General features: G+C 26.8%; 25 protein-coding genes and 1 tRNA gene. 13 read left to right on the forward strand and 13 right to left on the reverse strand.

What is annotated here, in order from left to right; genetic code table 11:
* Nucleotides 1–12: 12 nt before the first annotated feature.
* From trpC to H0H68_RS01110, 4 genes are read right to left on the reverse strand one after another with little or no spacing between them, the layout of a single operon-like run.
* Entirely contained in the window at nucleotides 13–804 is a 792-nt protein-coding gene (gene trpC / locus H0H68_RS01095; RefSeq protein ID WP_185853524.1) for an indole-3-glycerol phosphate synthase TrpC, read from the reverse strand.
* Nucleotides 801–1,802 (reverse strand): anthranilate phosphoribosyltransferase, encoded by a 1,002-nt coding sequence (trpD, locus tag H0H68_RS01100; RefSeq protein ID WP_185853525.1) that lies wholly within the window; start codon nucleotides 1,800–1,802, stop codon nucleotides 801–803. Before trpD ends, trpC begins: the two co-directional genes overlap by 4 nt.
* Before the next feature lie 2 nt (nucleotides 1,803–1,804).
* Nucleotides 1,805–2,380, reverse strand: coding sequence for an anthranilate synthase component II (locus H0H68_RS01105; RefSeq protein ID WP_185853526.1), 576 nt, complete (start codon nucleotides 2,378–2,380; stop codon nucleotides 1,805–1,807).
* 6 nt (nucleotides 2,381–2,386) lie between these two features.
* Entirely contained in the window at nucleotides 2,387–3,802 is a 1,416-nt protein-coding gene (locus H0H68_RS01110; protein WP_185853527.1) for an anthranilate synthase component I family protein, read from the reverse strand.
* 204 nt (nucleotides 3,803–4,006) lie between these two features.
* Here H0H68_RS01110 and H0H68_RS01115 point away from each other — a divergent pair, with 204 nt between their 5' ends.
* The 10 genes from H0H68_RS01115 (at nucleotide 4,007) to H0H68_RS01160 (ending at nucleotide 15,554) form a co-directional block, all read left to right on the forward strand.
* Nucleotides 4,007–5,869: a putative porin gene (locus tag H0H68_RS01115; protein ID WP_185853528.1), complete on the forward strand. Its 1,863-nt coding sequence runs from the start codon at nucleotides 4,007–4,009 to the stop codon at nucleotides 5,867–5,869.
* 61 nt (nucleotides 5,870–5,930) lie between these two features.
* Entirely contained in the window at nucleotides 5,931–6,596 is a 666-nt protein-coding gene (locus H0H68_RS01120; RefSeq protein ID WP_185853529.1) for a glycoside hydrolase family 73 protein, read from the forward strand.
* A 7-nt stretch (nucleotides 6,597–6,603) separates the two neighbouring features.
* Nucleotides 6,604–6,999 carry a glycine cleavage system protein GcvH gene (gene gcvH, locus H0H68_RS01125; RefSeq protein ID WP_185853530.1) on the forward strand — a complete coding sequence of 132 codons (396 nt, stop codon included), beginning with the start codon at nucleotides 6,604–6,606 and terminating at the stop codon, nucleotides 6,997–6,999.
* 20 nt (nucleotides 7,000–7,019) lie between these two features.
* On the forward strand, nucleotides 7,020–9,245 hold the full coding sequence (locus H0H68_RS01130; RefSeq protein WP_185853531.1) for a heavy metal translocating P-type ATPase: 2,226 nt from the start codon (nucleotides 7,020–7,022) through the stop codon (nucleotides 9,243–9,245).
* Nucleotides 9,246–9,267: 22 nt separating this feature from the next.
* Nucleotides 9,268–9,417 carry a cbb3-type cytochrome oxidase assembly protein CcoS gene (gene ccoS / locus H0H68_RS01135; protein ID WP_185853532.1) on the forward strand — a complete coding sequence of 50 codons (150 nt, stop codon included), beginning with the start codon at nucleotides 9,268–9,270 and terminating at the stop codon, nucleotides 9,415–9,417.
* Between the two features lie 10 nt (nucleotides 9,418–9,427).
* The gene (ccoN, locus tag H0H68_RS01140; RefSeq protein ID WP_185853533.1) at nucleotides 9,428–11,623 is read left to right on the forward strand and encodes a cytochrome-c oxidase, cbb3-type subunit I; all 2,196 of its coding nucleotides are present in this window, start codon (nucleotides 9,428–9,430) and stop codon (nucleotides 11,621–11,623) included.
* 62 nt (nucleotides 11,624–11,685) lie between these two features.
* A complete protein-coding gene (locus H0H68_RS03210) occupies nucleotides 11,686–11,766 on the forward strand; it encodes a hypothetical protein (RefSeq protein WP_394366746.1) in 81 nt (26 codons plus the stop codon).
* 46 nt (nucleotides 11,767–11,812) lie between these two features.
* Complete coding sequence (locus tag H0H68_RS01150; protein ID WP_185853535.1) at nucleotides 11,813–12,697, forward strand: cbb3-type cytochrome c oxidase N-terminal domain-containing protein; 885 nt, start codon at nucleotides 11,813–11,815, stop codon at nucleotides 12,695–12,697.
* Between the two features lie 75 nt (nucleotides 12,698–12,772).
* Entirely contained in the window at nucleotides 12,773–13,219 is a 447-nt protein-coding gene (locus tag H0H68_RS01155; protein WP_185853536.1) for a FixH family protein, read from the forward strand.
* A 55-nt stretch (nucleotides 13,220–13,274) separates the two neighbouring features.
* Nucleotides 13,275–15,554, forward strand: a complete 2,280-nt coding sequence (locus H0H68_RS01160) for an NADP-dependent malic enzyme (protein ID WP_185853537.1) — start codon at nucleotides 13,275–13,277, stop codon at nucleotides 15,552–15,554.
* Here H0H68_RS01160 and murI read toward each other — a convergent pair.
* The 4 genes from murI to H0H68_RS01180 all read right to left on the reverse strand — a co-directional run bounded on the left by murI (nucleotide 15,541) and on the right by H0H68_RS01180 (nucleotide 17,121).
* Entirely contained in the window at nucleotides 15,541–16,350 is an 810-nt protein-coding gene (gene murI / locus H0H68_RS01165) for a glutamate racemase (protein ID WP_185853538.1), read from the reverse strand. The genes H0H68_RS01160 and murI overlap by 14 nt on opposite strands.
* Before the next feature lies 1 nt (nucleotide 16,351).
* Nucleotides 16,352–16,591 carry a hypothetical protein gene (locus H0H68_RS01170; RefSeq protein ID WP_185853539.1) on the reverse strand — a complete coding sequence of 80 codons (240 nt, stop codon included), beginning with the start codon at nucleotides 16,589–16,591 and terminating at the stop codon, nucleotides 16,352–16,354.
* 196 nt (nucleotides 16,592–16,787) lie between these two features.
* A complete protein-coding gene (gene rpsT / locus H0H68_RS01175) occupies nucleotides 16,788–17,027 on the reverse strand; it encodes a 30S ribosomal protein S20 (protein WP_185853540.1) in 240 nt (79 codons plus the stop codon).
* 22 nt (nucleotides 17,028–17,049) lie between these two features.
* Nucleotides 17,050–17,121: transfer RNA gene (locus H0H68_RS01180), tRNA-Glu, on the reverse strand.
* 343 nt (nucleotides 17,122–17,464) lie between these two features.
* Between H0H68_RS01180 and H0H68_RS01185 the strand changes: the two genes are divergently transcribed.
* A complete protein-coding gene (locus H0H68_RS01185) occupies nucleotides 17,465–17,815 on the forward strand; it encodes a C40 family peptidase (RefSeq protein WP_238783974.1) in 351 nt (116 codons plus the stop codon).
* Here the strand turns inward: H0H68_RS01185 and H0H68_RS01190 are convergent.
* The 4 genes from H0H68_RS01190 to H0H68_RS01205 are packed head-to-tail and all read right to left on the reverse strand — an operon-like array spanning nucleotide 17,803 to nucleotide 21,247.
* Nucleotides 17,803–19,056: a 3-phosphoshikimate 1-carboxyvinyltransferase gene (locus tag H0H68_RS01190; RefSeq protein WP_185853541.1), complete on the reverse strand. Its 1,254-nt coding sequence runs from the start codon at nucleotides 19,054–19,056 to the stop codon at nucleotides 17,803–17,805. The two genes, H0H68_RS01185 and H0H68_RS01190, sit on opposite strands and share 13 nt — an antisense overlap.
* 3 nt (nucleotides 19,057–19,059) lie before the next feature.
* Nucleotides 19,060–19,389 (reverse strand): nucleotide pyrophosphohydrolase, encoded by a 330-nt coding sequence (locus H0H68_RS01195; protein ID WP_185853542.1) that lies wholly within the window; start codon nucleotides 19,387–19,389, stop codon nucleotides 19,060–19,062.
* A 12-nt stretch (nucleotides 19,390–19,401) separates the two neighbouring features.
* Nucleotides 19,402–20,361: a transketolase family protein gene (locus tag H0H68_RS01200; protein ID WP_185853543.1), complete on the reverse strand. Its 960-nt coding sequence runs from the start codon at nucleotides 20,359–20,361 to the stop codon at nucleotides 19,402–19,404.
* Nucleotides 20,362–20,383: 22 nt separating this feature from the next.
* Nucleotides 20,384–21,247 carry a transketolase gene (locus tag H0H68_RS01205; RefSeq protein WP_185853544.1) on the reverse strand — a complete coding sequence of 288 codons (864 nt, stop codon included), beginning with the start codon at nucleotides 21,245–21,247 and terminating at the stop codon, nucleotides 20,384–20,386.
* 84 nt (nucleotides 21,248–21,331) lie between these two features.
* Between H0H68_RS01205 and smpB the strand changes: the two genes are divergently transcribed.
* Together smpB and H0H68_RS01215 are read left to right on the forward strand one after the other, a co-directional pair.
* Nucleotides 21,332–21,778 carry an SsrA-binding protein gene (gene smpB, locus H0H68_RS01210; protein WP_185853545.1) on the forward strand — a complete coding sequence of 149 codons (447 nt, stop codon included), beginning with the start codon at nucleotides 21,332–21,334 and terminating at the stop codon, nucleotides 21,776–21,778.
* Nucleotides 21,779–21,847: 69 nt separating this feature from the next.
* A complete protein-coding gene (locus tag H0H68_RS01215) occupies nucleotides 21,848–23,089 on the forward strand; it encodes an OmpA family protein (RefSeq protein ID WP_185853546.1) in 1,242 nt (413 codons plus the stop codon).
* A 25-nt stretch (nucleotides 23,090–23,114) separates the two neighbouring features.
* Here the strand turns inward: H0H68_RS01215 and tatC are convergent, their stop codons facing one another.
* Entirely contained in the window at nucleotides 23,115–23,915 is an 801-nt protein-coding gene (gene tatC / locus H0H68_RS01220; RefSeq protein ID WP_185853547.1) for a twin-arginine translocase subunit TatC, read from the reverse strand.
* Nucleotides 23,916–23,958: the final 43 nt, after the last annotated feature.

Consider the following 23,958-nt stretch of genomic DNA (forward strand, 5'->3'; position numbering starts at 1 on the left):
ATTTGTATTTCATTATGAATTGATTTCAAATAAAGATTTTATAAAATTTTGACAAATCTTTCCAGGGTCTTTTTTTTTCATAAAATATTCTCCAATTAAAAAACCTTCAAATCCTTGTTTTCTTAATTCAAGAATAAGATTTACATTATCTATCCCACTCTCTGCTATTTTTATATAATTTTCAGGAATTTTTGAAGATAATTTTAAACAATTATCATAATCGACAATAAAAGTTTTCAAATCTCGATTGTTAATTCCCACAATATCTAATCCTTCTGTTATTTTATCAATTTCAAATTCATTATGTATTTCAATAATAGTTTCTAAATCAATGCTTTTCGCAAGTTTAGAAAAATTTTCTATTTGATTTTTAGAAAGAATCCCAGCAATCAACAAAATTACATCAGCTCCTATAGATTTAGATTCTATAATCTGATATTCATCTATAATAAAATCTTTCCTGAGTATAGGAATGGAAACTATAGAACGTGATTTTTCTAAATCTTCATTTTTTCCAGAAAAAAAATTTTGGTCTGTAAGAATAGATATTCCACTAGCTCCTGATGACTCATAATCTTTAACTACTTTTTCTACTGAAACTATGTTGTTTATAACTCCTTTGGATGGAGATTTGTATTTAAATTCCGCAATAATACCAGTTTTGCTCTCTTTTAGGCTTTTCACCAAAGAAAAATTTTTTCTTTTAAAGAAAAAACTATTTTCTAATTCTTTTATAGGACGGAATATTCTGTTATTATAGACTTCTTTTCGTTTAACAGATACTATTTTTTCAAGAATATTCATAAGCTCAATAATTTTTTTAGAATATTCTTTGCTTTTCCACTTTTTAAAGATCGTTTTGCCTTATCATAATTATTCTCAAGACTATCCTGATTGAGTAAACTCAATGCAAACGTAGCATTTATCAAAACAACTTCATTTTGAGCTATAGTTCCTTCTCCTGATAAAACACTGATAAATATACGAATATTTTCTTCTGTATTTTTACCTCCTTTTAATTCATCAGGATTCACTTTAATCTTATTTTTATGACCTATTCCCAATTCTTCTACAGAATATAATTTTTCCCCTTTTGGAGTATAACATTTCATATCACTAGTAAGTGTTATTTCATCATAACCGTCTAAGCTATGAATAATAGCATAATTACTTTTTGTATTTTGGTACATATAATAATAAATTCTGGCTAATTCTAAATTATGAACTCCTAATAATTGATTTTTCGGTTCTCCTGGATTGATAAGTGGACCAAGTGTATTAAAAACAGTTCTAATTCCTAATTCTTTTCTTTCTAAAGATAGAATATTTAAAACAGGATGAAATATAGGTGCATGCAAATAACAAATTCCAACTTTATCCAATTGATTTTTTAAATTTTCTTCTTTATTAGTAAAATGATATCCTAACCCTTTTAATAGATTTGAAGATCCAGTAATCGAGGAAGAACCAAAACTTCCATGTTTAATTACTTTTTCTCCTGCTCCTGCTACTATAAAACATGCTAAGGTAGAGATATTAAAGGTATTTTTTCTGTCCCCACCTGTTCCTACTATATCAACAGCATTGAATTCTGTTAGATTTACTTTGATGCATAATTCCATTAATGCTTGTCTAAAACCTGCTATTTCTTCTAATGTAGGAGTTCTCATGTTGTATATAGTAACTATAGCCACCGCTTGGGTTTTATTAATTTTTCCTTTCGATAATTCCATAATAAGATTCTTAGCCTCCTGTTTTGTTAAAGTTTTTTCTAAAAAAAGATTTTCTAATGTTTTTATCATATTTACTTTATACTCAACCAATTATTTATTATTTTTTCTCCATATGGAGTTAAAATGGATTCTGGGTGAAATTGAACTCCACGTACATCATAAAATTTATGACGTAAAGCCATGATTTCACCCTTATCTCCAATAGCTGTAATCTGAAGTTCTTCAGGAAAATTGTGTGGAGATATAATCCAAGAATGATAACGACCAACTTTGATCTTTCTAGGTAATTTTTGGAAAAGAATTTCTTTTGGATCCACAATTTTTATAGAACTAGCTATTCCATGATAAACTTCTTTTGTATTAAGAAGAGTTGCTCCAAATACTTCTCCTATAGCTTGTTGTCCTAAACAAACTCCAAAAATACTTTTAGTGGAAGCAAAAGTTCTTACTAAAGGTTTTAAAATATGTGCTTCATCAGGAATTCCAGGTCCTGGAGAAAGAATAATTTTGTTATATTTTTCTATGTCAGAAAGTTTAATTTCATTATTCCTAGATACTTGTACAGTATTTTTTGTTAATTTTTTTACAGCATGAACAAGATTATAAGTAAAAGAATCATAATTATCTAAAATCAGTATTTTATTCATAATACTTCATATATTTTTAGCTAATTCTATAGCTTTAAATAAGGCCATTAGCTTATTATTTACTTCTTCTAACTCTTTTTCTTCTTTAGAATCAGAAACTATTCCTGCTCCAGCTTGAAAAAAAAGAGTATTATTTTTGCTAACAAAAGAACGAATTACTATAGCTGTATTCATACAATAATTATTCAATCCAAAAAAACCAATAGCTCCTCCATATATTCCTCTATGTTGATTTTCTATTTTGTCTATCAACTCCATTGCTTTATACTTAGGAGCTCCTGATAAAGTTCCTGCAGGGAAAGTATCTCCAAATACTTTTATAATAGATATATTTTCTTCCAATTTTCCAGATACTTTAGATACCATATGTAGAACATGAGAAAAAACTTGAATTTCTTTAAATTCTTCTACTTTTACATTGGAAGAATTTTTACTCAAATCATTTCTTGCTAAATCTACTAACATGACGTGTTCTGCATTTTCTTTTGGATTATTAGACAGATTTTCAGATAATTTCTTATCCTTTTCTTCGTCTTCTGATCTTCGTATAGTTCCTGCTATTGGATTAATATAGGCTATTTGATTATTAATAATTAATTGTGTTTCTGGAGAAGAACCAAATAATTTATAACTTCCATAATCAAAATAAAAAAGATATGGGGAAGGATTGATAAATCGTAAAGCACGATATACATTAAATTCGTCTCCTGTAAATCTCTGTTGGAACTGGCGAGATAATACAATTTGAAAAACATCTCCCCGTAAACAAGCTTTTATTCCTTTAGATACCATTTTTTTGTACTCCATGTCCGTCACATTTGAAGAACGATTTCCTACCGATTGAAATGGAAAAGAAGGAAAATTTTTCTTTTTTATGAATTCGACTAATTGATCTATACAAGTTTTTTTATCTCGATGAATGTTAATAAATTGATGTTCAATTAAATCAATTTCATTGTGAAAATGTCGAAATACAATTAGGTTTCTATAAAAACCAAATCGTATTTGCGGAAGATGATATATTTCTTTAATTGGAGCATGAAACTGAATTTTTTCAAAATATTGAATACTATCATAAGATATGTATCCATATAAACCAGAATAAGAAATAGAAGGATTTTCATTTTCAAATATTTTGAAAAAATTCTCAATGAAAATTTGTATATCCAATCGATCATTTATAAAAATATGTTTATGAACACAATTTGGATATGATATTCGCAATACATTTTTATTTAGAATAAATTCTGAAATTGGATTAATGCAAAGAATAGAAGAATTATTTTTGTAGATTTGATAATCAGAAGATTCTAACAATAACGTATTTGGAAAAATATCTCTTAGTTTTAAATATAATTCTATTGGTGTAGTACTATCAGCTAAAATTTTTTTCTGAATAGTTCTAAAATTAAATTTAAACATGGCATATGGTATTTTTACATGATAAAAAAAAGGCCGTCATAAAGACAAGCCTCGCAAATGTAAATATTGTTGGGATAACATCTCCCCTCAATTAATTGTAAGAATACCATCACTTGAGAAATGACATTTACCTTATGCAAATATAAATAAATTTTTATATCTATGGATATTAATTATAAATAGTGCAATTTATAATTCGATTATATGAAAATATTCATTTTTTATTGTTTTCTTTTTCTATTTTCTTATTCTATGGAAGCGATAGAAAAAAAAATAATGAATCTGAACACAGATTCTACTAATCTAGAGATAGAAAAAAATCATGCAGATTTTTATCTTCCTACTTATCAGGATTACAGATTTTGGACAGAGGAAAATAATTTAAAAAAAACTTTATTAAACATAGAATCTTTTTCTATTGAAAAATATTATTCTCATAATTTTTTTAAACATGATAATTTTGGATTTTTTTATAATCAAGGAAATGGAAATAATTTATTGATTCCTAATAGGAATAATCTTACACAGAGAAACTTATATCATTCTCAAAAAATGCTTTTTTTCAAGGATCCTTTTTTTTATCGTGAAAAAATTCAATATTTTGATGTTCAAACTCCTCTTTCAGAAATTTTTTATGAAAGTGATTTTTTTCAAAAAAGAGGATTGGGTGGTTTTTTTTCTCAAAGTCCAAATGAAAAAATCAATTATTCTATTGAATATAGGAGTCTTAATTTGAAGAATAATCTTGATTTTGATCAAAATCAAGATTTATTACTAACTACTTTTAGTTATCAGGATGAGCAAGATGAAGATGATTATAAATTATGGGGACATTATATTTACCAAAAATTTTTTATCAAAGAAAGAGAAAAAGTCATCAAATGGAATAATATTAAGAATTATAAAAATGTTTTTTTTGATCAAAAAAAATTTATTCATAACAGATTTTACATAAATTTTATTCAAAAAATTTTTCCTGAAAAAAATAAATTGTTTTTTTTAAAAACTTATATGGAATATGAAAAATATTCTAAAAATCATTTTTTTTCTGAACAAAAAAATAAAATCAATCATTTTGATTTGAAAAATGGTTTATTCTTAATGTTTAAAAAAAATAAATTTGAAATAGAGGTAGGATCTATTTTCGATAAAATCCATTATCAATTGTTTTTACTCAATGAGTATAACAATAGAATAACTCCTAAAAATAAGTATATAAACAATTTTTCTATAGAAACTCAAATAAATTATCCTATTAATAATATTTTCAAATTTCATTCACACAGTAAATGGACATATAATAATTCGAAAAAAACATATTTTCAAATGAATATGAAATTCAATACATTTTTGTTTTCAAAATTTGATTTTTCAAGTCAATTGTATATTTCTGAAAATAAAGATGTTTCTCCTGATTTTATTCATCTTTCTATTCTAAAAGAAAATGAAGATTGTTATAATAATCAACGAAATAATATGCTTTTTTTTGATAAAGAAAAAACAATAGATTTTTCTTTGTTTTATAAAAAAAATTTTCATGTTTCTTTTTATATTTCTAGATTAAATCATTCTTTTTTAGACGAAAAAAAAGAAATGGAAAAATTTTTATATCGTAAGTATGTCCAATCATACGGATTAAAAATAAAAACAACACAAGACATATGGAAATTTCAATTTCATAATCTTTTATTGTATCAAAAATATAACTCTGATCCATTAATTTTTTCCATTCCCAATTTCTTATCAAGAAGTACTATATCTTATCAAGATAATTATTTTAATAAGGCTTTATCAATAAAAACGGGAATTTCTGTTCATTATTTCAGCGATTTTTATTATCAAAAAATTTATTATCCTTTTGATATTCATCTTTTTCCTTCGGAAAAAGAATGTTATCCAAATAAAATTGGAGTAAATCCTTTTATAGATTATTTTTTAAATTTGAAAATATATAGAACCATATTTTATATTAGTATTCAAAACATAGGATTTCATTCCATTTATAGATCTCTTAACAAAAAAGAATTATTTATTAGAACTGGTTTTTCATGGACTCTTTTTACTTGATTCTAAAAATTTCTAAATTTTTATAAAAAAACGTAATTTTGTCCATCGAAAGTTAATAAAAATGAAAAAATTTTTTTATTTTGTATTATTCTTTTTGATGTCTTTATTTTCGTCTTTCTCAAAAGAAACAGAAATAGAAAGAGTCATTGAATACATTAAAAAATATGCTGTTTTTGCTGTTGAAGAAATGGAAAAATTTGGAATACCAGCTAGTATTAAATTGGGACAAGGAATTTTAGAATCTTCTAGTGGAAATAGCCTATTATCCAAAGCAACGAATAATCATTTTGGAATTAAATGTGGAAAAAGATGGATGGGAGATACTTATTACCATAATGATGATCTTCCAAAAGAATGTTTTCGGAAATATAATTCTGTACGAGAATCTTTTCAGGATCACTCTAAATTTTTGCAACAACCACGTTATTATAAATTATTTCTTTTAAAAAAAAATGATTATCAATCTTGGGCAGAGGAACTGAAACAAGCAGGTTATGCTACGTCATTAAATTATGCAGATTTGTTAATTGATCAGATAGAAAAATACCAGCTATGGCAGTTCGATGAAGAAAATTCTTGTGGAATAGAAAAAAGAATCAATTTTTATTTGACATCTATCATGCAAAAGAATAAAAAAAACGATTCTTTTTTCAAGAAAAAAATACATCTTGTCTATAAAATTTTTCTTTTGATTAAGAAAAAATTAAACTGTACAAAAAAAAAATAATATATGTATGAACCCTAATAATTTGAGGTACAGTAAAAATCATGAATGGATAGGATTAGAAATCTCAAAAAACAAAAAAGCTTATGTAGGAATTACTCATTTTGCTCAAAATGAGTTGGGAGATATTGTTTATCTAGATGTAGAAAATTCAATAATAGGAAAAAAAATAAAAGAAGGAGATCCATTTGGAACAATAGAAGCGGTGAAAACTGTTTCAGATTTGTTTATGCCTGTTTCAGGTTGCATCCTTGAAATCAATAAAAAATTATTATCCCAACCAGAACTTATTAATAAAAGTTCTTATAACGAAGGATGGATTATACAAATAGAAGTCTTAGATATAGAAGAATATAATAGATTAATGTCTTTGGAAGAATACAAAAAATATATACAGGAAACCTAATTAATCAGGAATGAGTTATTATGAAGAAACATGATTTTTTTGATTTTCTTGATGAGAAAAAAATTGCAGAAAAAATAATTGATTTTAATCATAATAATATTACGAGTGTTCGTTTTTTAATACCTTCCATTCATTGTAGTTCTTGTGTTTTTGTTTTAGAAAGTTTATCTAAATTTCATAAAAACATTCTGGAATCTACTGTTGATTTTTCAAATAAACAAATTTGTATAACATTCAATAATGTTGAATTGAAATTAAGTCATTTAGCTAGACTTCTTGATAAGATGGGATATAGCCCTTCTATTAATTTTGAATCAATAGAAAAAAGGGGAACGAACACATTTGATAGAAAATTAATAGGAAAATTAGCTATTTCCTTTTTTTGTTTTGGAAATATTATGCTTTTGGCTATTCCAGGATATGTTGGGGCTTATCAAGATACATGGTTCTTGGAAAATAGGAACTTTTTTCGTTATTTAATGTTATTTTTATCTTTGCCGGTTGTAATATTTTCTTTTTCAGATCATGTTAAATATGCCGTTTTGGGATTAAAAAAACATGTTTTGAATATAGATGTTCCTATTTCTATTGGATTATTAGTTCTTTTTTTATGGAGTTGTTACGAAATTTTTTTTGATTTAGGTTCTGGATATTTTGATAGTATTTCTAGTTTTTCCTTATTTTTACTTGTGAGTAGAATGTTTCAAATTTATACTCATAATAGTATCCTTTCTTTTGACAAGAATTATAAGTCTTTTTATCCAGTTCTAATAACAAAAATACATGACAATGAAAAAGAAGAAAAAATTTTACTTTCTTCTTTAAAAAAAGGAGATACCATTCTAATTAGAAATGAAGAAATTATTCCTGCCGATTCCATCCTCATGAAAGGAGACGCTGTTTTAGATAACAGTTTTATTACAGGAGAATCCTATTTGATAAATAAAAAAATAGGAGATCGGATTTATGCTGGTTCTAAACAAAAAGGAGAAGCTATTTTTCTAAAAGTGATTAAAAATGTGGATCATAGTTATTTAAGTTTATTGTGGAATAAAAATAAATTTAATCATCATAAAAAATTATTTTACTTAAATTCAATATCCACTAGATTCAGTCAGTATTTTACTCCTACTATTTTGATGATTTCTATAATAACTGGAACATATTGGTACTTTAACAATGATATTACAAAGATATTTCAAACTACTTTTTCAGTTTTAATCATCACTTGTCCTTGTGCTTTGGTTCTTTCTACTCCATTGATATTCGGAAATATAATACGTTTTTTTTCTAAAAAGAGTTTTTATATCAAAGATATTTTCACAATGGAAAGAATTTCTGCAATAAAAACTTTAATTTTTGATAAGACAGGAACTATAACTGATCCAAATAAAGAAAAAATATTTTTTATAGGAAAAATAAAATATGAGGAAAAAAAGATTGTAGCTTCTTTATTAAAAAATTCTAGTCATCCTTTAAGTCAAAGGATTTTATCAGAATTATCTATAAAAGATTTTTATTCTGTAAAAAATTTTAAGGAAATCATAGGACAAGGATTAGAAGGAATTATAAAAAATATGCCGGTTAAAATTGGATCTAAAAAATATTTAGGAATTGAGACAACAATAAATGATAAAAATCAGACAACAGTTTTCATTTCTATAAATAAAAGATTTATAGGTTATTTCTTATTTAGAAATTATTATAGAAAAGGAATAAAGAAGATTTTTCAAAATTTGAAAGGATATAAAATAATTATTCTTTCTGGAGATCAGAATGAATTAGAAAAAAAATACTTGAAATCTATTTTGCCAAAGTCTGGTAAAGTTCTTTTCAATCAGAATCCAGAAGATAAACTAAATTATGTTAAGAAATTACAAAAAAAAGGAGAAAAAATAATGATGTTTGGAGATGGAATAAATGATTGTGCAGCATTAAATCAAAGTGAAGTAGGAGTTGCTGTGTCTGAAAATCCAACTAGTTTTTTTCCAAGTTGTGATGCTTTTATGCAATCTGATTGTTTGAATAAAATTTTTTTATTTTTGAAAATATCCAAAATATCTAGCAAATTAGTGATTGTCAATTTTATGATTAGCTTATTTTATAATATTGTAGGAATTTTTTTTGCTGTAACCGGTAATTTAAAGCCTATTATAGCAGCTATTCTAATGCCTTTAAGTTCTTTTTCTGTTATTTTTTTTTCTATTGTATCTACTTGGCTGATTTCACGCAGATTTATATTTTAAAAAAAATTCTGAAATTTTTATTATGGACATATTAATTATTATGATATTATCTAGTATTTCTTTAGGAGCATTTTTTCTCATATTTTTTTTAATTAGTCTTTATTCTGGACAATTCGACGATTATGAATCTCCTAGAATTCGGATCTTAATCGATGATATTGAAAATAAATAATGATTTTCTAATGAAATTAATAAATGCATCATACTATTACAATAATCGTATTGTAAAAGCTTTTTTATACGCTACAATGTTTTGGGGGCTCATTGGATTTTTAGCTGGATTATTTATAGCCTTGTTGTTATTTTTTCCTGAAATTCCTGAATTTATTTTTGGAAATAAACTTAAGGATTCTCAAGGAATTATGGGATTTGGACGGTGGAGAATGTTACATACTAGTACTGCTGTTTTTGCTTTTGTTGGGAATATAATTTTTACAGGATATTATTATGCTTTACAACGTTTGTTAAAGACTAGAGTTTTTAGTGATATTCTTAGTTGGATTCATTTTTGGGGATGGCAAATATTTATTATTTCTACTTGGATTACTTTTTTGTTAGGAATAAACACTAGCAAAGAATATGCTGAGCATGAGTGGCCTATAGATATAGGAGTTTTTTTGATTTGGATTGTTTATGGAATTAATATGATAGGAACTATTTTGAAAAGAAGAATCAAACATTTATATGTTAGTATTTGGTTCTTGTTAGGGACATGGGTTGCTGTAGCTATGTTACATTTATTTAATAATCTTGAGTTACCTATATCTCTTTTATCTTTTAAAAGTTATTCTATATATGCTGGAGTACAAGACGCTTTAATGCAATGGTGGTATGGCCATAATGCTGTTGCATTTATTTTGACTACCCCTATATTGGGATTGATGTATTATTTTGTTCCGAAAGCATCCAATCAACCTATTTTTTCTTATAAACTTTCTATTATCCATTTTTGGTCCTTAATATTTGTATATATATGGGCAGGGCCTCATCATTTGATGTATACATCGCTTCCTAATTGGGCTCAAATGTTAGGGACTATTTTTTCAATCATGTTAATTGCTCCTTCTTGGGGTGGAATGTTAAATGGATTACTGACATTAAGAGGAGATTGGAATCAAGTAAAAAAAAATCCTATTTTAAAATTTTTTGTAGTGGGAATTACTTGTTATGGGATGGCTACCTTTGAAGGACCTATGCTTGCTACTAAAACTTTGAATTCCATTGGACATTTCACAGATTGGGTTATAGCTCATGTTCATTTAGGAACTTTAGGATGGAACGGATTTATGGCTTTTGGAGTCATATACTGGTTGACACAAAAAATATGGAATACTAAATTATATTCTATATCATTGGCTAATATTCATTTTTGGTTAGGTGTTTTAGGAATTGTATTGTATATTTTTCCTATGTATTTCGGAGCTATATTACAATCTATGATGTGGAAGAAATTTAATCCTGATGGGACTTTAACTTATAAAAATTTTTTAGATTCAGTATTGTCCATTATTCCATTTTATAAAATTAGATTTATAGGTGGAATGATTTACTTTTTAGGTTTTGTTTTAATGATTTATAATGTTTTTAAAACAATCCAAAAAGGTTATTCTATCAATAATGAAGAATTCAAATGCGATCCATTTTATGGAAGTATAAAAGAGAAAGATGAAAAATTTCATAGTTGGTTAGAAAGAAAGCCAATACAATTAACGATTCTTTCTTTTATAGCAGTAGCCATTGGAGGATTCATAGAAATAATTCCTACTTTAGTGATTAAATCGAACGTTCCTACTATTCATAATGTTAAACCTTATAAAGCTCTTGAATTAGAAGGTAGAGATTTATTTGTTAGAGAAGGGTGCAATGCTTGTCATAGTGCTCAAGTACGTCCATTTAGAGATGAGGTAGTTCGTTATGGAGAATATTCTAAAGCCGGAGAATTTGTATATGATCATCCATTTCTTTGGGGTTCTAAACGAACAGGACCAGATTTGGCTAGAGAAGGAGGAAAAAATCCTAATTCTTGGCATTATCATCATATGTCTAATCCTAGATCGACTTCACCTGGATCCATTATGCCAAGATATCCTTGGCTAATTTATAATAAGTTGGACAGATCTAATACAGAAAGAAAAATAAAAGCAATGGTTAAATTAGGAGTTCCATACACTTTGGAATATATAAAGAATGTGAATCAAGATATGGATCATCAAGCAAATAAAATTGTGTCTGATATTTATAAGGAGTATCCCAATTTAAAAATTGAAATTAATCAACAAAAAAAAGTAGAAAAAGAAAAATTTATTCCTTTAGAGAAAAGAGAAATTATAGCTATTATTGCTTATTTACAGCGACTAGGCACAGATATTAAATCTTAAAAATTAATGATAAGTTTTTTAAAACAATATTTTACAGAAGAAAAAAATGTAGGAATTTTTCAATCTATTATGTTAATTTTATTTTTGTTAGTTTTCTTTTTTATTTTATTTTTTGTGTTTTCGAAGCCGAAAAAATATTATGAGAAAATAAGTTTGATTCCCTTAGAAGAATAAAAAAAAGAAGAGATTATGAGATCTAGAGTTCCTTCTTTTATTATGATTCCTTCTTTTTTATCTGTCATAATATTTATGTTTTATGTATTTCTTAGAAGCTATAATCATATATCTTATTTAGTACATCCTATTACTGTCTTTTTTTTGATTGTAACCATGGTATTATTATGGATTTTAGAATCTATTAATAATTTGATTTTTAGAAAAAAATTACAGTTTCTTGCAGAAGAAGAAAAGAGAAAAATTTTTGAGGAAAACGAAGGAAATTATTTCTATAGACTTTATAAATTTATATTTCATGATCCTAAAAAAATGAATGCTGGAGTTCAAAAAATAGATCATGGATTTGATGGAATTATAGAGTTAGATAATCGGTTACCAATGTGGTGGGTGCATCTTTTTTATTTGACAATTGTTTTTTCCGCAATTTATTTTTTTTCTTATTTTCTAATGGATTTTTCTAATCCTTATAAGGAATATGAGATAGCTTACAAAAATCAGTTGAAAGAAATAGAAATTTTTGAAAAAAATACTCCGCAAGTGACTATAGAAAATGCTTGTTTTAAGGATAATTTAATTAATAGTGGGAAAACCCTTTTTGATGAAAATTGTGCAACTTGTCATCAATCGGATGGAAGTGGAAGTATAGGTCCTAATTTAACAGATAATTATTGGATTAATACAATAGAAAAAGATTTATTTAAAAATATCTTTTTTATCATATGGAATGGAAGCGATAGGAATCCAACTATGCGTGCTTTTGGAAAATCAGGAGAAATTAAAGGAAATGATATTGAAAAAATATCCAGTTATGTTTATTTTATCAATCAAAAATCTAAAAAACCTTTAATATCTAAAGCTCCTCAAGGAAAAAAAATAACAGAATGGAGAAAAATATAAATTCTACTGTATACTGCACATTATCCATTTCGATTTTTGCATTATTGTTATATTTTTCCTTATAAAATTTGAATTATGAAAATAAAATTCAATTGGGAAGCCGGAATAGTGTTATCTTTAGTTATTTTTATAACCTTTGTTATTTATATTGCCTTCTTTTTTCCCCATGCAGGAAGCCAACTTGTATCAGACAGATATTATGAAGAAGAAATGAAATATCAAGAAATTATAAATGAAAAAAAAAATGTGTTAGAACTCCCCAAGAAAATAAAAGTTTCCATTTTATCTTCTGGAATTGAAATTCTATTTCCACCTATGAATGATGATTTTTATGGATTTTTTACTTTATTTAGATCATCTTCTAAAGATTTGGATCTTACGAGATCTTTCAAAATATTGAAATCTTCAAAAAAGATATTATTTATTCCTAAAAAATTTTTGAAAAAAGGATATTATAAACTTACAATTAGATGGAAATCAGACAAAAAATATCTTTTTGAAAAAGATATTTTTTGGAAATGACAATATTCTTTTTCAGAAATCCTGTTTCATAATTATTAATAAATATTTTAACATAATGAGAAAAAACACAAGTAGTTTTCGTGAAGAATCTTTAAATTATCATAGCCAATTTCCTTCTGGAAAAATACAAATTACACCCACAAAAAAATATAGTAGTCAAAGAGACCTTTCTCTTGCTTATTCTCCAGGAGTAGCAGAACCTTGTAAAGAAATAGCTCGTTCTTCTAGAGAAGTATATAAATACACATCTAAAGGAAATCTTGTTGCAGTTATAACTAATGGTTCAGCTGTATTAGGCCTTGGAGATATTGGAGCATTAGCTTCTAAACCAGTTATGGAAGGAAAAGCTCTTTTATTCAAAATTTTTTCTGGAATTGATGTTTTTGATATAGAAATAGACGAATCTGATCCAGAAAAATTTATAGAAACAGTAAAAGCTATTGCTCCTACTTTTGGAGGAATTAATCTAGAAGACATAAAAGCTCCAGAAGCTTTTGAAATAGAAAGAAGACTTAAAAAAGAATTGAGTATTCCTGTTATGCATGATGATCAACATGGAACAGCTATTATTTCAGGAGCAGCATTACTTAATGCAATCACCTATGTTGGAAAAAAAATTAATGAAATTAAAATGGTTGTTAATGGAGCTGGTGCTGCTGCAATTTCCTGTACAAGAACTTATAAAAAACTTGGTGTTAACCCTGAAAATATTCTTATGTTTGATAGTAAAGGGTTATTACATTCTTCAAGAACTGATTTAAATCAAGAAAAAAAAGAATTTTCTGTAAATACTTATCCAATCCAAAAATTAGATCAAGCTATCAAAAACTCGGATGTTTTTATTGGTTTATCTGTAGGAGGAATATTAACTGCTAACATGTTGAGAAGTATGGCAAAAGACCCGATTGTGTTTGCTATGGCTAATCCTGATCCAGAAATAGATTACAACTTAGCAATCAAAATTCGTCCAGATGTTATTATGGCTACTGGAAGAAGTGACTATCCAAATCAAGTTAATAATGTTTTAGGATTTCCTTATATTTTCAGAGGAGCACTAGATGTTCATGCTAGTGTGATTAATGATGAAATGAAATTAGCAGCTGTACATGCTATAGCTTCTTTGGCAAAAGAACCTGTTCCAGAACAGGTAAACATTGTTTATAATAAAAAAAATATTTCTTTTGGAAAAGAATATATAATTCCAAAACCTTTTGATAATCGTTTGATTACTCGTGTTGCTCCTGCTGTAGCAAAAGCAGCTATGGATTCTGGAGTAGCAAGAAATCCTATCTTGGATTGGAAAATCTATCAAGAAAAATTGCTTGATAGAATGGGATACGAAAGTAAAATGCTTAGAATGATTCAAAATCGAGCTCGCACAAATCCTAAAAAAATTGTTTTTTGTAATGGAGAAGAATACGATATACTGAAATCCGTTCAAATTCTTCATGAAGAAGGAATTGTTTCTGTTCCTATTGTTTTAGGAAATGAAGATCGTATCAAACGTTTAATAAATGAAAATAACCTCGACGTTGAATTAAAAATTATAGATCCAGAAAAAGAAGAAAATAGAAAAAAAGTAGAAGACTTTGCTCAAATTCTTTGGAAAAGAAGAAATCGAAAAGGTTTGACTTTATACGATTCAAAAATACGCATGCGTACCAATGATCACTTTGGAGCTATGATGGTAGATCAAGGAGAAGCGGATGCGGTGATTACGGGATATTCAAGAAGCTTTTCATTAAGTTTACGTCCAATGTTAGAAGTTATCGGTCGAGCAGAATCCGTTCAAAAAACAGCAGGAATGATGATTTTATTAACAAAACGTGGTCCTTTATTTTTAGCAGATACAGCAGTCATTCCAAATCCAACAAGTGAAGAATTAGCTAGAATAGCTTTAATGGCTTCTCATGTAGTTAAAGGGTTTGACATTGAACCGCATATAGCAATGTTATCTTTTCAAAATTTTTCATCTAATTCAAAAACATCTTCTAAGGTTTCTCAAACAGTAGATTTTTTACATAAAAAATATCCAGACTTAATAGTAGATGGAGAATTACAACCTGATTTTGCTCTAAATGAATTTTTATTAGCTAGCAAATTCCCTTTTTCTAAACTCGTTAAAAAGAGAGCAAATATTTTTATCTTTCCAAATTTAGAATCAGGAAATTTAACTTATAAATTCATTAGAGGATTAGGAGATGTTCAAACTATTGGTCCTGTAATGTTAGGAATGCGAAAAACGGCACATGTTATGCAAATGCAATCCAGTATAGAAGAAATAGTTAACTTAGCGACTTTATCTGTAATTGATGCACAAATTAGGAATAATTAAAAACATGTGTTTTGATAAATACTTTTCTTCCAAAAAGAATTCTAACTTTTTTTTCAAAAAAAGTAGGAATAGAACCAGATGTATAAAAAATAGGGAATTTACTATTCAAGGTTGGATGAATACACAATAATTTTTCTTCATTTAATTTTTTTTTTATTTCCTGTACTACTATTTTTTGTATATCAATTAAATGAACTTGTCCATGATAAAAATTATCTATTTCTTGTTTAAGAAATAGATAATGAGTACAGGCTAGTAAAAGTGTATCTATTGATTTAAAATGATTTAAATAATTTATAATAATATTTTTTTTTATTTTCAAACCTTTCTCAATCATTGGAGCTAATAAAGGAGTAGATATTTGAACTACATCTAAATGACGATAATATTTCTTTATTTTTTCCATGTAAAAATTTGAACGTATTGTAGCAGGAGTCGCAATTATTCCTATTTTTTTGGAAGAAAAAAAAATTTGATTTCTTACTATGGGATCTATAACATTGAATATTAATATTTTGCTATTAAATTTTTTTGAAATGACATCTAAAGAATTAGATGTCATTGAATTACATGCAATAACTAGGGCTTTACATTTTTTTTCATAAAGAAAAGAAGCTATTTTCATAGAATTTTCTATAATAAATTCTTTAGACTTATCTCCATAAGGCATATTTATAGTATCTCCAAAATAAATAAAATCTTCATTAGGCATCCGCATTTTGATTTCTTTAGCTATAAGAAGTCCGCCAATTCCAGAATCAAATATTCCTATTGGAGATAATGGACTTATTTTCATATTAGAAAATATTGAAAGGAAAACGAATCATTATAGTCAATACAGATAAAAAAAATAAAAATAAAATCGTATTAGTAATTTGTCCTTTTTGATATAATTTCTTGTAAAAAAAAATGAATATCAAAAACCCAGTTATCATCATGATTGGATGTTCTATAAACTTTAAACGAGTTTTTTCTTGTTTTAAAATCTGAATTATATTAATTCCATTCTTGGATAAAGAAAAAAAATAGTAATTCATCAACAATAACCCGATAATAATTTGAACAAATATAGCAACGACTGTTCCATTCAATATAATTTTAAAAAAAAATCGTTCCTTTATTTGGAGACCATAACATCTGCACCATAAAAGATAGATCATTTCCATGATTAAAAAAAAAAGAACTAAAAAAGCTATGTAATGATGGAATTTTAAAAAATATTTCATGCGAAAATCAATTAGAGAATAATTTTCTATTTAATTGTTTTTTCAATCTGGCAGCTTTATTAACATGTATAATATTTTTCTTAGCTAATTTATCTATCATAGATATTACAATAGAATATTTTTCCTTATTTTTTTCTTTTAATAATTTTTTTATAGCTGTTTTTGTACTCTTATACGCATATTTATTACGTAAACGTCTAGTATAGTTTTGTCTAATTCTTTTCAGAGAAGATAAATGATTTGCCATGACATAATCAATCAATAAATAGTAGCCCATAGGGGAATCGAACCCCTCTTTCCAGGATGAAAACCTGACGTCCTAACCAATAGACGAATGGGCCTTTGATCAAAAAATTAGGAATACAAATTAAATTTTTTTTGTATTCAATACAAGTATTTTGTTTATATTTGGTGAACTATTGGAATTACTTTTAAATAGTAAATATTATCCTTATTATAAACTCTAAAATTGTTTTACTTATAGTTTTTTATTATCATTTTCTTTCTATTTCATTATATGGAAATGGAAATATAGAACATAAAAAAAAATATGAAAGAATTTCTTTCAGAAAAAAAAAACAATATCCATGCAAAAATAACTGTAAAAATTCGAAAAATTATTTTCAAATCATTAATCAAAAACTTTTTTTTACAGAAAAAATTATAGAAAAAGCTAAGAATTATATGTTTACTCCATATAGATATGGGGGAATGACTAAAACAGGAATAGATTGTTCTGCTTTTATAAAAAATATCTTCGCTTCTTACAAAATATCTTTACCACGCATTTCTTATTATCAAGCCCAAAAAGGTTTTTTTGTTCCTAAAAAACAAATAGAAAAAGGAGATCTATTATTTTTTGCGACAGGAACGTCTAAAAAAATAAATCATGTCGGAATGGTAATCCACGTTAGTCCCAGCAATATATTTTTCATTCACGCTTCTACATCTAATGGTGTAATTATATCTCAATTATACCAAAAATACTGGAATCATAGATTTATTATGGCAAGAAGAATTCTTTATTCCTCATAATAATCAATTGAAAAACCTAAAAATTTTAAATCTTTCCAAAAGTTAGGATATGATTTTTCTATAACACTTGGTTCCTCGATTTGTAAAAAAGAAGAACATAATCCAAATGGGGTAAAAGACATTGCCATTCTATGATCCTGATAAGTTTTTATTCTTACAAAAGAATTGATTTTTTTTCTAGAAAAATCTGTGATTTCTAAACAAGAATCTGTAATTTTAGTTATCACTCCAAATTTTAATAATTCTTCCTTTAATGCTAGCAACCTATCTGTTTCTTTAATTTTTAATGTCTCTAATCCTTTTAGATTACACTTGATTTCAAGTGCAGCACAAGTCACAACAATAGTTTGTGCAATATCTGGAGTTTGATTTAAATTTAATTCAATGAATTTCTGTGAAAAAAAATTCAATTTTTTCTTTAACGTAATTGCATTTTTGTCAAAAACAGTAGAGATTCCAAAATTTTTATCATATATAGAAGCTACTTTTCTATCTCCTTGTAAACTATCGTTATTATATGAAGATAAAGTGATGTGACTTTGCTTTGCGATTGCCGCCATCGAATAGTAGTAAGATGCAGAGCTCCAATCTGATTCTACATAAAAGTATTTTTTTCCTTTATCTTTTTCTGGATAAATATGGATCACTTTTTCTTTCCAATAAGTTTTTACTCCTGCTAAAGTTAGTAAATCAAAAGTCATTTTTATATATGGAATAGATGTAATATTTCCTCTTAGATAAATTTTGAGTCCCTTTTTAAATTGACTAGCTATTAACATCAAAGAACTAATATATTGACTACTGATTTTTGCATCTATATCTATTTTTCCTCCTAAAATTTTCTTTCCAAAAATTTTTATTGGTGGATATCCTTGTTTTTCCAAATAGAAAATTTCAGATCCTAGCTTCTTTAGAGCTTCTACAAGTACAGAAATGGGTCTTTCTTTCATTCTATCGGATCCTGTTAACACAATTTCTTTTCCCTCTTGAATAGCGAAATAAGAGGTCAAAAAACGCATAGCAGTTCCAGCATGATGAATATCTAATATATTAGAAGTACTAGTTAAACTTTTTTTTAATACTTCTGTATCTTCACAATTTGAAAGATTATCAATCTGAATATCATCCTTATAAATGGCCTTTAAAATTAAAAGACGATTAGATACACTTTTAGATCCAGTTATAGATACAGAACCGCATAAAGAACTTTTTTCTTTATAAATCTTAATGTAAGAAGACATATTTTATTTTAATTTTTCATTTTCATGGTGTCTTGTATGATCTCTAATTTTCTTTTTCTTTAATTTTTTGTTAAAAGATTCTTCTAAATTAATTCCAGTTTGATTAGCTAAACAAACTAGAACAAACAAAACATCTGATAATTCTTCTCCAAGATCTTCATTTTTTTGGCAATTTTTTTTTTTAGATTGTTCTCCATAGTGTCTAGCAATAATTCTAGAAACTTCACCGACTTCTTCTGATAAAAGAATAGTGTTGGTTAATACGTCAAAATAACGAACTCCATGATTCATAATCCAATGATGAACCAATTTTTGTATATTTTTGATTTCCAAATTTATTGATTTTTATTTTTTTTCCAATAAAAACTGTACATGATTGATAATAGAATCACGATCAATATTATATTTTTTCAAAAGTTCCATGGGTTTTCCGCTTTCTCCAAAAACATCATTAACAGCTACTAAACTTTGAGAAAAAGAACATTTATGAGTGGTAAGTATTCTTGCTACACTCTCTCCTAATCCACCCCAATAATTGTGTTCTTCTGCAGTTACAATACATTTTGTCTTATTTACAGATTTTAAAATTGACTCTTCATCTAACGGTTTGATTGTATGAATATTAACAACTTCACATTCTATTCCTTTTTCTTTGTACAAAATCTTAGAAGCTTCTAAAGCTTCCCATACTAAATGTCCTGTGCAAACAATGGTGACATCTTTTCCTTCTGTTAAAAGAACAGCTTTTCCGATTTCAAATATTTGATTTTCATCTGTAAAATTAGCTACAGCAGGACGACCAAAACGCAAATATACTGGCCCTAAATAATTAGCTATAGCTAAAGTGGCAGCATAAGTTTGATTATAATCACACGTGTTAATAACAGTCATGCCCGGCAACATTTTCATCATTCCAATATCTTCTAAACTTTGATGTGTAGCTCCATCTTCGCCTAAAGTTAAGCCAGAATGAGAAGCACATATTTTTACGTTTTTATAAGAATAAGCAATAGATTGACGTATTTGATCGTATACACGGGATGTAGCAAAATTGGCAAACGTTCCAGCAAACGGAATGTATTTTCCAATGCTGAGTCCAGCTGCAATCCCTATCATATTTGCTTCTGCTATTCCTATTTGAAAAAATCTTTCTGGAAATTCTTTAGAAAACTGATTCATAAATAAAGAGCTAGTCAAATCTGCACACAATGCTACCACTTGATGATTTTTTCTTCCCAAAAAAGTCAGAGCTTGACCAAAGCCAGCTCTAGTTTCTTTTAGGCCTTTATTCTCATATTGTTTCATATAACGACATTTGTTGTTTCAATCAATTGGATAAGGGATAATCTACTAAAGAAGTTTCAGAAATTTGAGATAGAGCTCTTTTTAATTCTTCTTTATTAGGATATTTTCCATGCCATGCATTATTTCCCACCATAAAATCTATACCGTATCCCATTTGAGTATATAGTATAATTAAAACAGGTTTCCCTTTTCCAGTTTCATTTTTTGCTTTTTTTAAAACGTTAATCACCTTTTCAATATTATTTCCTTCTAATTCTTCTAAAACTTTCCAATCAAAAGATTCAAATTTTTTTTTCAAATTGCCGAGAGGCAATACTTCATCTGTCGTTCCATCTATTTGTTGTCCATTGTAATCAACGGTTGCTATATAATTATCTATATTTCTAGATCCTGCATATAATACAGATTCCCAAATCTGCCCTTCATTTAACTCTCCATCTCCATGTAAACTATAAATGATAGTATGAAATTCTTTATTTAATTTTTTTGATAAAGCTGCACCAATAGCCACAGACATTCCTTGTCCTAGAGAACCAGAGGAAATGCGTATTCCGGGGAGGCCTCCATGTACAGAAGGATGTCCTTGTAAACGTGAATTTAACTTCCTGAAAGTAGATAATTCTTTAACTGAAAAAAAACCAGAACGAGCTAATATACTATAATAAACAGGGGAAATATGTCCATTAGATAGAAAAAAAAGGTCTTCTCCTTCTCCATCTATAGCAAATTTTTTGGGATTATAATGCATTATTTCTTGATATAAAGCTACAAAATATTCAGTGCATCCCAAAGATCCACCTGGATGTCCAGATTTTGCGTCATTGACCATGCGTAGAATATCTCTTCTCACTTGAGAACACAAATCCTTTAAATAAGGTACATTCATTTTTATTTCAATTTTTGAAAACAAAATTTTTCGTTTTGTGTATTTTCGTAATTTCGTTTAATCATACAAAAATAACAATTAATTATGAGTATTCTAAATCGAAAAGCAAGATATCAATATCATTTTTTAGAATATTATACAGCTGGAATACAGCTTCTTGGAACGGAAGTCAAATCAATCAGACAAAAAAAAGTCAATATTATGGATAGTTTTTGTCAAATGAAACATGGAGAATTGTATTCTATGAATATGTACATAGCCGAATACAAATTCGGAACCAATTGTAATCATTCAAGCAGAAGAGAAAGAAAATTATTATTAAATAAAAAAGAATTAACAAAGCTAGACAAAAAACTGAAAAATAAAGGAGAAGGGCTAACTATCGTCCCCATTGAATTATTTATTAATAATAAGGGATACATAAAAGTGAAAATAGTTTTGGCTAAGGGGAAAAAAATATATGATAAACGTGAATCCTTACGGGAAAGAGATTCTTTAAGAGATATTAAACAATCTTTCTTTAAAAATTAAAAATTGTATTTAATTTATTTTTGAAATCAAATATTTATATTTGTTTAGATTCAAAGAAACTATAGTTTTATGAAAAACGTCAATTTTTTTATTATTGCTTTATTCGCTTTTTTTTCGTCTGTTTTTTCCCAAGATTCGAAAGAAAAATGGGTTGTTCGAATAGGAGCACACGACATTAATTATTTTTCTATAAGATATCCTTTTAAAGGTTTTTTTCTTAAAAAGAATAATAGTTTCAATCCTATTATTTCCAGTATAGAATTAGAGCATAATGTCAAAAAGCATATCGGTTTATATTTAGATGCATCATTAGGAACGGTAAATAATAACAGATGGAATATAGGAAATGCTTTTTTCGTCAAATTGAGTCAAGGGGTTAATTTGTACATTTTTCCTCATTATAAGTTTGATCCCTATTTTCGATTAGGAGCAGGTTATCATAAATTTAACGGTTACATAGAGAGAGAATTAAGAATTTCGGAAACAAAGTATTTTAAAACAGATAAAAAGAATTTTTTTGTATTAGACGGTGGATTAGGTTTAAATTTTTGGATCGTTTCTAATTTTGGAATTAATTTACAAAGTACTTATAATCAAGTTTTTGCATATCAATCAAGAGACTATTTGAATTTTTGGAAACATAATGTAGGAGTTATTTTTCGTTTTGGTAATTTAAAGTTTGCAGAAGATAAGAAGGATAAAAATCAAGAAGACAAGAAAATAGTAGAAATCAATAAAGATCATTCTTATTTCCCTTCAATAATGGAAGAAAAAGAAGAAAAAAAAGAAGAAGAAAAAGAAGAAGAAAAAATTTGTTGCCAGAATCAAAATCAAAAAGATTCAGATAATGATGGGATTTTAGATCAAGAAGATTTATGTCCAAATCAATTTGGATTAAAAAAGTTCAAGGGTTGTCCTGATACTGATTCAGATAATATTCCAGATCATGAAGATAAGTGTCCTAAAAAATTTGGTAAAAAAGAAAATAAGGGATGTCCTGATGTAGTTTTTAGTCCTATTTTATTTGATTGGAATAAATTTTCATTATCTCCTCGTTCTTTAGCAATCGTTAATGAAATAGCTGAAATCATGATTAATAGCCTTCCAAATTCTAAATTTTATATAGATGGATATACAGATTCTCGTGGAAAACTTTCTTATAATAAAATTTTGTCTCTAAAAAGAGCAAATTCAGTACTTGAAGCTTTGATTTCTAGAGGTGTAGATCCTTCCAGAATAGAAGTAAGAGGATTGGTAGGAAGAAAATATAAAGGAAAAGGAAGACGTGTTGAAATAACAATACGAAAATAATCATGAATAAAAAAACCTCTTGATTTCAAGAGGTTTTTTTATTTGCATAAAACGATACATATATACTTACTTGATAAAGAATTAACAGAGGAATTAAAACGACTATTGTGCTTAAAATATCTCCAGGTGTAATAGCAGAAGCTATAATTAACATTATAAGAAAAGCATGTTTCCTGTATTTTATTAAAAAAGCATAGGAAATTAATTCCATTTTAGTAAGAATAAATATGAAAAATGGAAATAAAAAAATAATTCCCATAGATAGTACAGAATGTATGATCAAAGAAATATAGTCCGACAAATCAAATATATTTTTAGGAACGCGACTTATTCTAAAAGAATATCCAAAGTGAATTAAAAATGGACATAACACGAAATAACCAAAAAGAACTCCTAATCCAAATAGGAGGGTTCCTATTATCAGCATTCCTCTGGAATATTTTTTTTCTTCATCCGAAAGAGCAGGTCTTATGAATTTCCAAAACTCATAAAAAACATAAGGAGACGATAAAATAATTCCTCCTATAAAACAAGTCCATATATAAATGTTGAATTGTCCAAATATTTGTCGATTTTGTATTTCCAAATCTCTGGATAAAAAAGAAACAGGATTCAAATGAATACCTAAAAAGGTTTTTGCAATTTTGTAAAAAAAACGATAAGTAATGAAATCTGTTTTTGATGGACCAAAAATAATGTAATCAAATATAATATTTTTATTATTCATTAAAATAATCGTCGCAATGATAATTGCACAAAAACAATGAATAATATGTTTTCTCAGTTCTTCAATGTGTTCCCAAAACGGCATTTTATTTTCTTTCATTCATTAAATGATTAAAGACGATTAAATTTATCACAATACTGAT

The organism is Blattabacterium cuenoti, assembly GCF_014251555.1.
Taxonomy (GTDB): Bacteria; Bacteroidota; Bacteroidia; order Flavobacteriales; family Blattabacteriaceae; genus Blattabacterium; species Blattabacterium cuenoti_P.

Coding starts and splice junctions, on each gene's coding strand:
- H0H68_RS01185 (WP_238783974.1), top strand. CDS start 17,465: ATGTTTACTCCATATAGATATGGGGGAATGACTAAAACAGGAATAGAT.
- trpD (WP_185853525.1), bottom strand. CDS start 1,802: ATGATAAAAACATTAGAAAATCTTTTTTTAGAAAAAACTTTAACAAAA.
- tatC (WP_185853547.1), bottom strand. CDS start 23,915: ATGAAAGAAAATAAAATGCCGTTTTGGGAACACATTGAAGAACTGAGA.
- H0H68_RS01205 (WP_185853544.1), bottom strand. CDS start 21,247: ATGAATGTACCTTATTTAAAGGATTTGTGTTCTCAAGTGAGAAGAGAT.
- H0H68_RS01105 (WP_185853526.1), bottom strand. CDS start 2,380: ATGAATAAAATACTGATTTTAGATAATTATGATTCTTTTACTTATAAT.
- trpC (WP_185853524.1), bottom strand. CDS start 804: ATGAATATTCTTGAAAAAATAGTATCTGTTAAACGAAAAGAAGTCTAT.
- rpsT (WP_185853540.1), bottom strand. CDS start 17,027: ATGGCAAATCATTTATCTTCTCTGAAAAGAATTAGACAAAACTATACT.
- smpB (WP_185853545.1), top strand. CDS start 21,332: ATGAGTATTCTAAATCGAAAAGCAAGATATCAATATCATTTTTTAGAA.
- H0H68_RS01120 (WP_185853529.1), top strand. CDS start 5,931: ATGAAAAAATTTTTTTATTTTGTATTATTCTTTTTGATGTCTTTATTT.
- H0H68_RS01160 (WP_185853537.1), top strand. CDS start 13,275: ATGAGAAAAAACACAAGTAGTTTTCGTGAAGAATCTTTAAATTATCAT.
- H0H68_RS01155 (WP_185853536.1), top strand. CDS start 12,773: ATGAAAATAAAATTCAATTGGGAAGCCGGAATAGTGTTATCTTTAGTT.
- H0H68_RS01215 (WP_185853546.1), top strand. CDS start 21,848: ATGAAAAACGTCAATTTTTTTATTATTGCTTTATTCGCTTTTTTTTCG.
- H0H68_RS01130 (WP_185853531.1), top strand. CDS start 7,020: ATGAAGAAACATGATTTTTTTGATTTTCTTGATGAGAAAAAAATTGCA.
- gcvH (WP_185853530.1), top strand. CDS start 6,604: ATGAACCCTAATAATTTGAGGTACAGTAAAAATCATGAATGGATAGGA.
- H0H68_RS01170 (WP_185853539.1), bottom strand. CDS start 16,591: ATGAATTACTATTTTTTTTCTTTATCCAAGAATGGAATTAATATAATT.
- murI (WP_185853538.1), bottom strand. CDS start 16,350: ATGAAAATAAGTCCATTATCTCCAATAGGAATATTTGATTCTGGAATT.
- ccoN (WP_185853533.1), top strand. CDS start 9,428: ATGAAATTAATAAATGCATCATACTATTACAATAATCGTATTGTAAAA.
- ccoS (WP_185853532.1), top strand. CDS start 9,268: ATGGACATATTAATTATTATGATATTATCTAGTATTTCTTTAGGAGCA.
- H0H68_RS01190 (WP_185853541.1), bottom strand. CDS start 19,056: ATGTCTTCTTACATTAAGATTTATAAAGAAAAAAGTTCTTTATGCGGT.
- H0H68_RS01200 (WP_185853543.1), bottom strand. CDS start 20,361: ATGAAACAATATGAGAATAAAGGCCTAAAAGAAACTAGAGCTGGCTTT.
- H0H68_RS01150 (WP_185853535.1), top strand. CDS start 11,813: ATGAGATCTAGAGTTCCTTCTTTTATTATGATTCCTTCTTTTTTATCT.
- H0H68_RS01110 (WP_185853527.1), bottom strand. CDS start 3,802: ATGTTTAAATTTAATTTTAGAACTATTCAGAAAAAAATTTTAGCTGAT.
- H0H68_RS01115 (WP_185853528.1), top strand. CDS start 4,007: ATGAAAATATTCATTTTTTATTGTTTTCTTTTTCTATTTTCTTATTCT.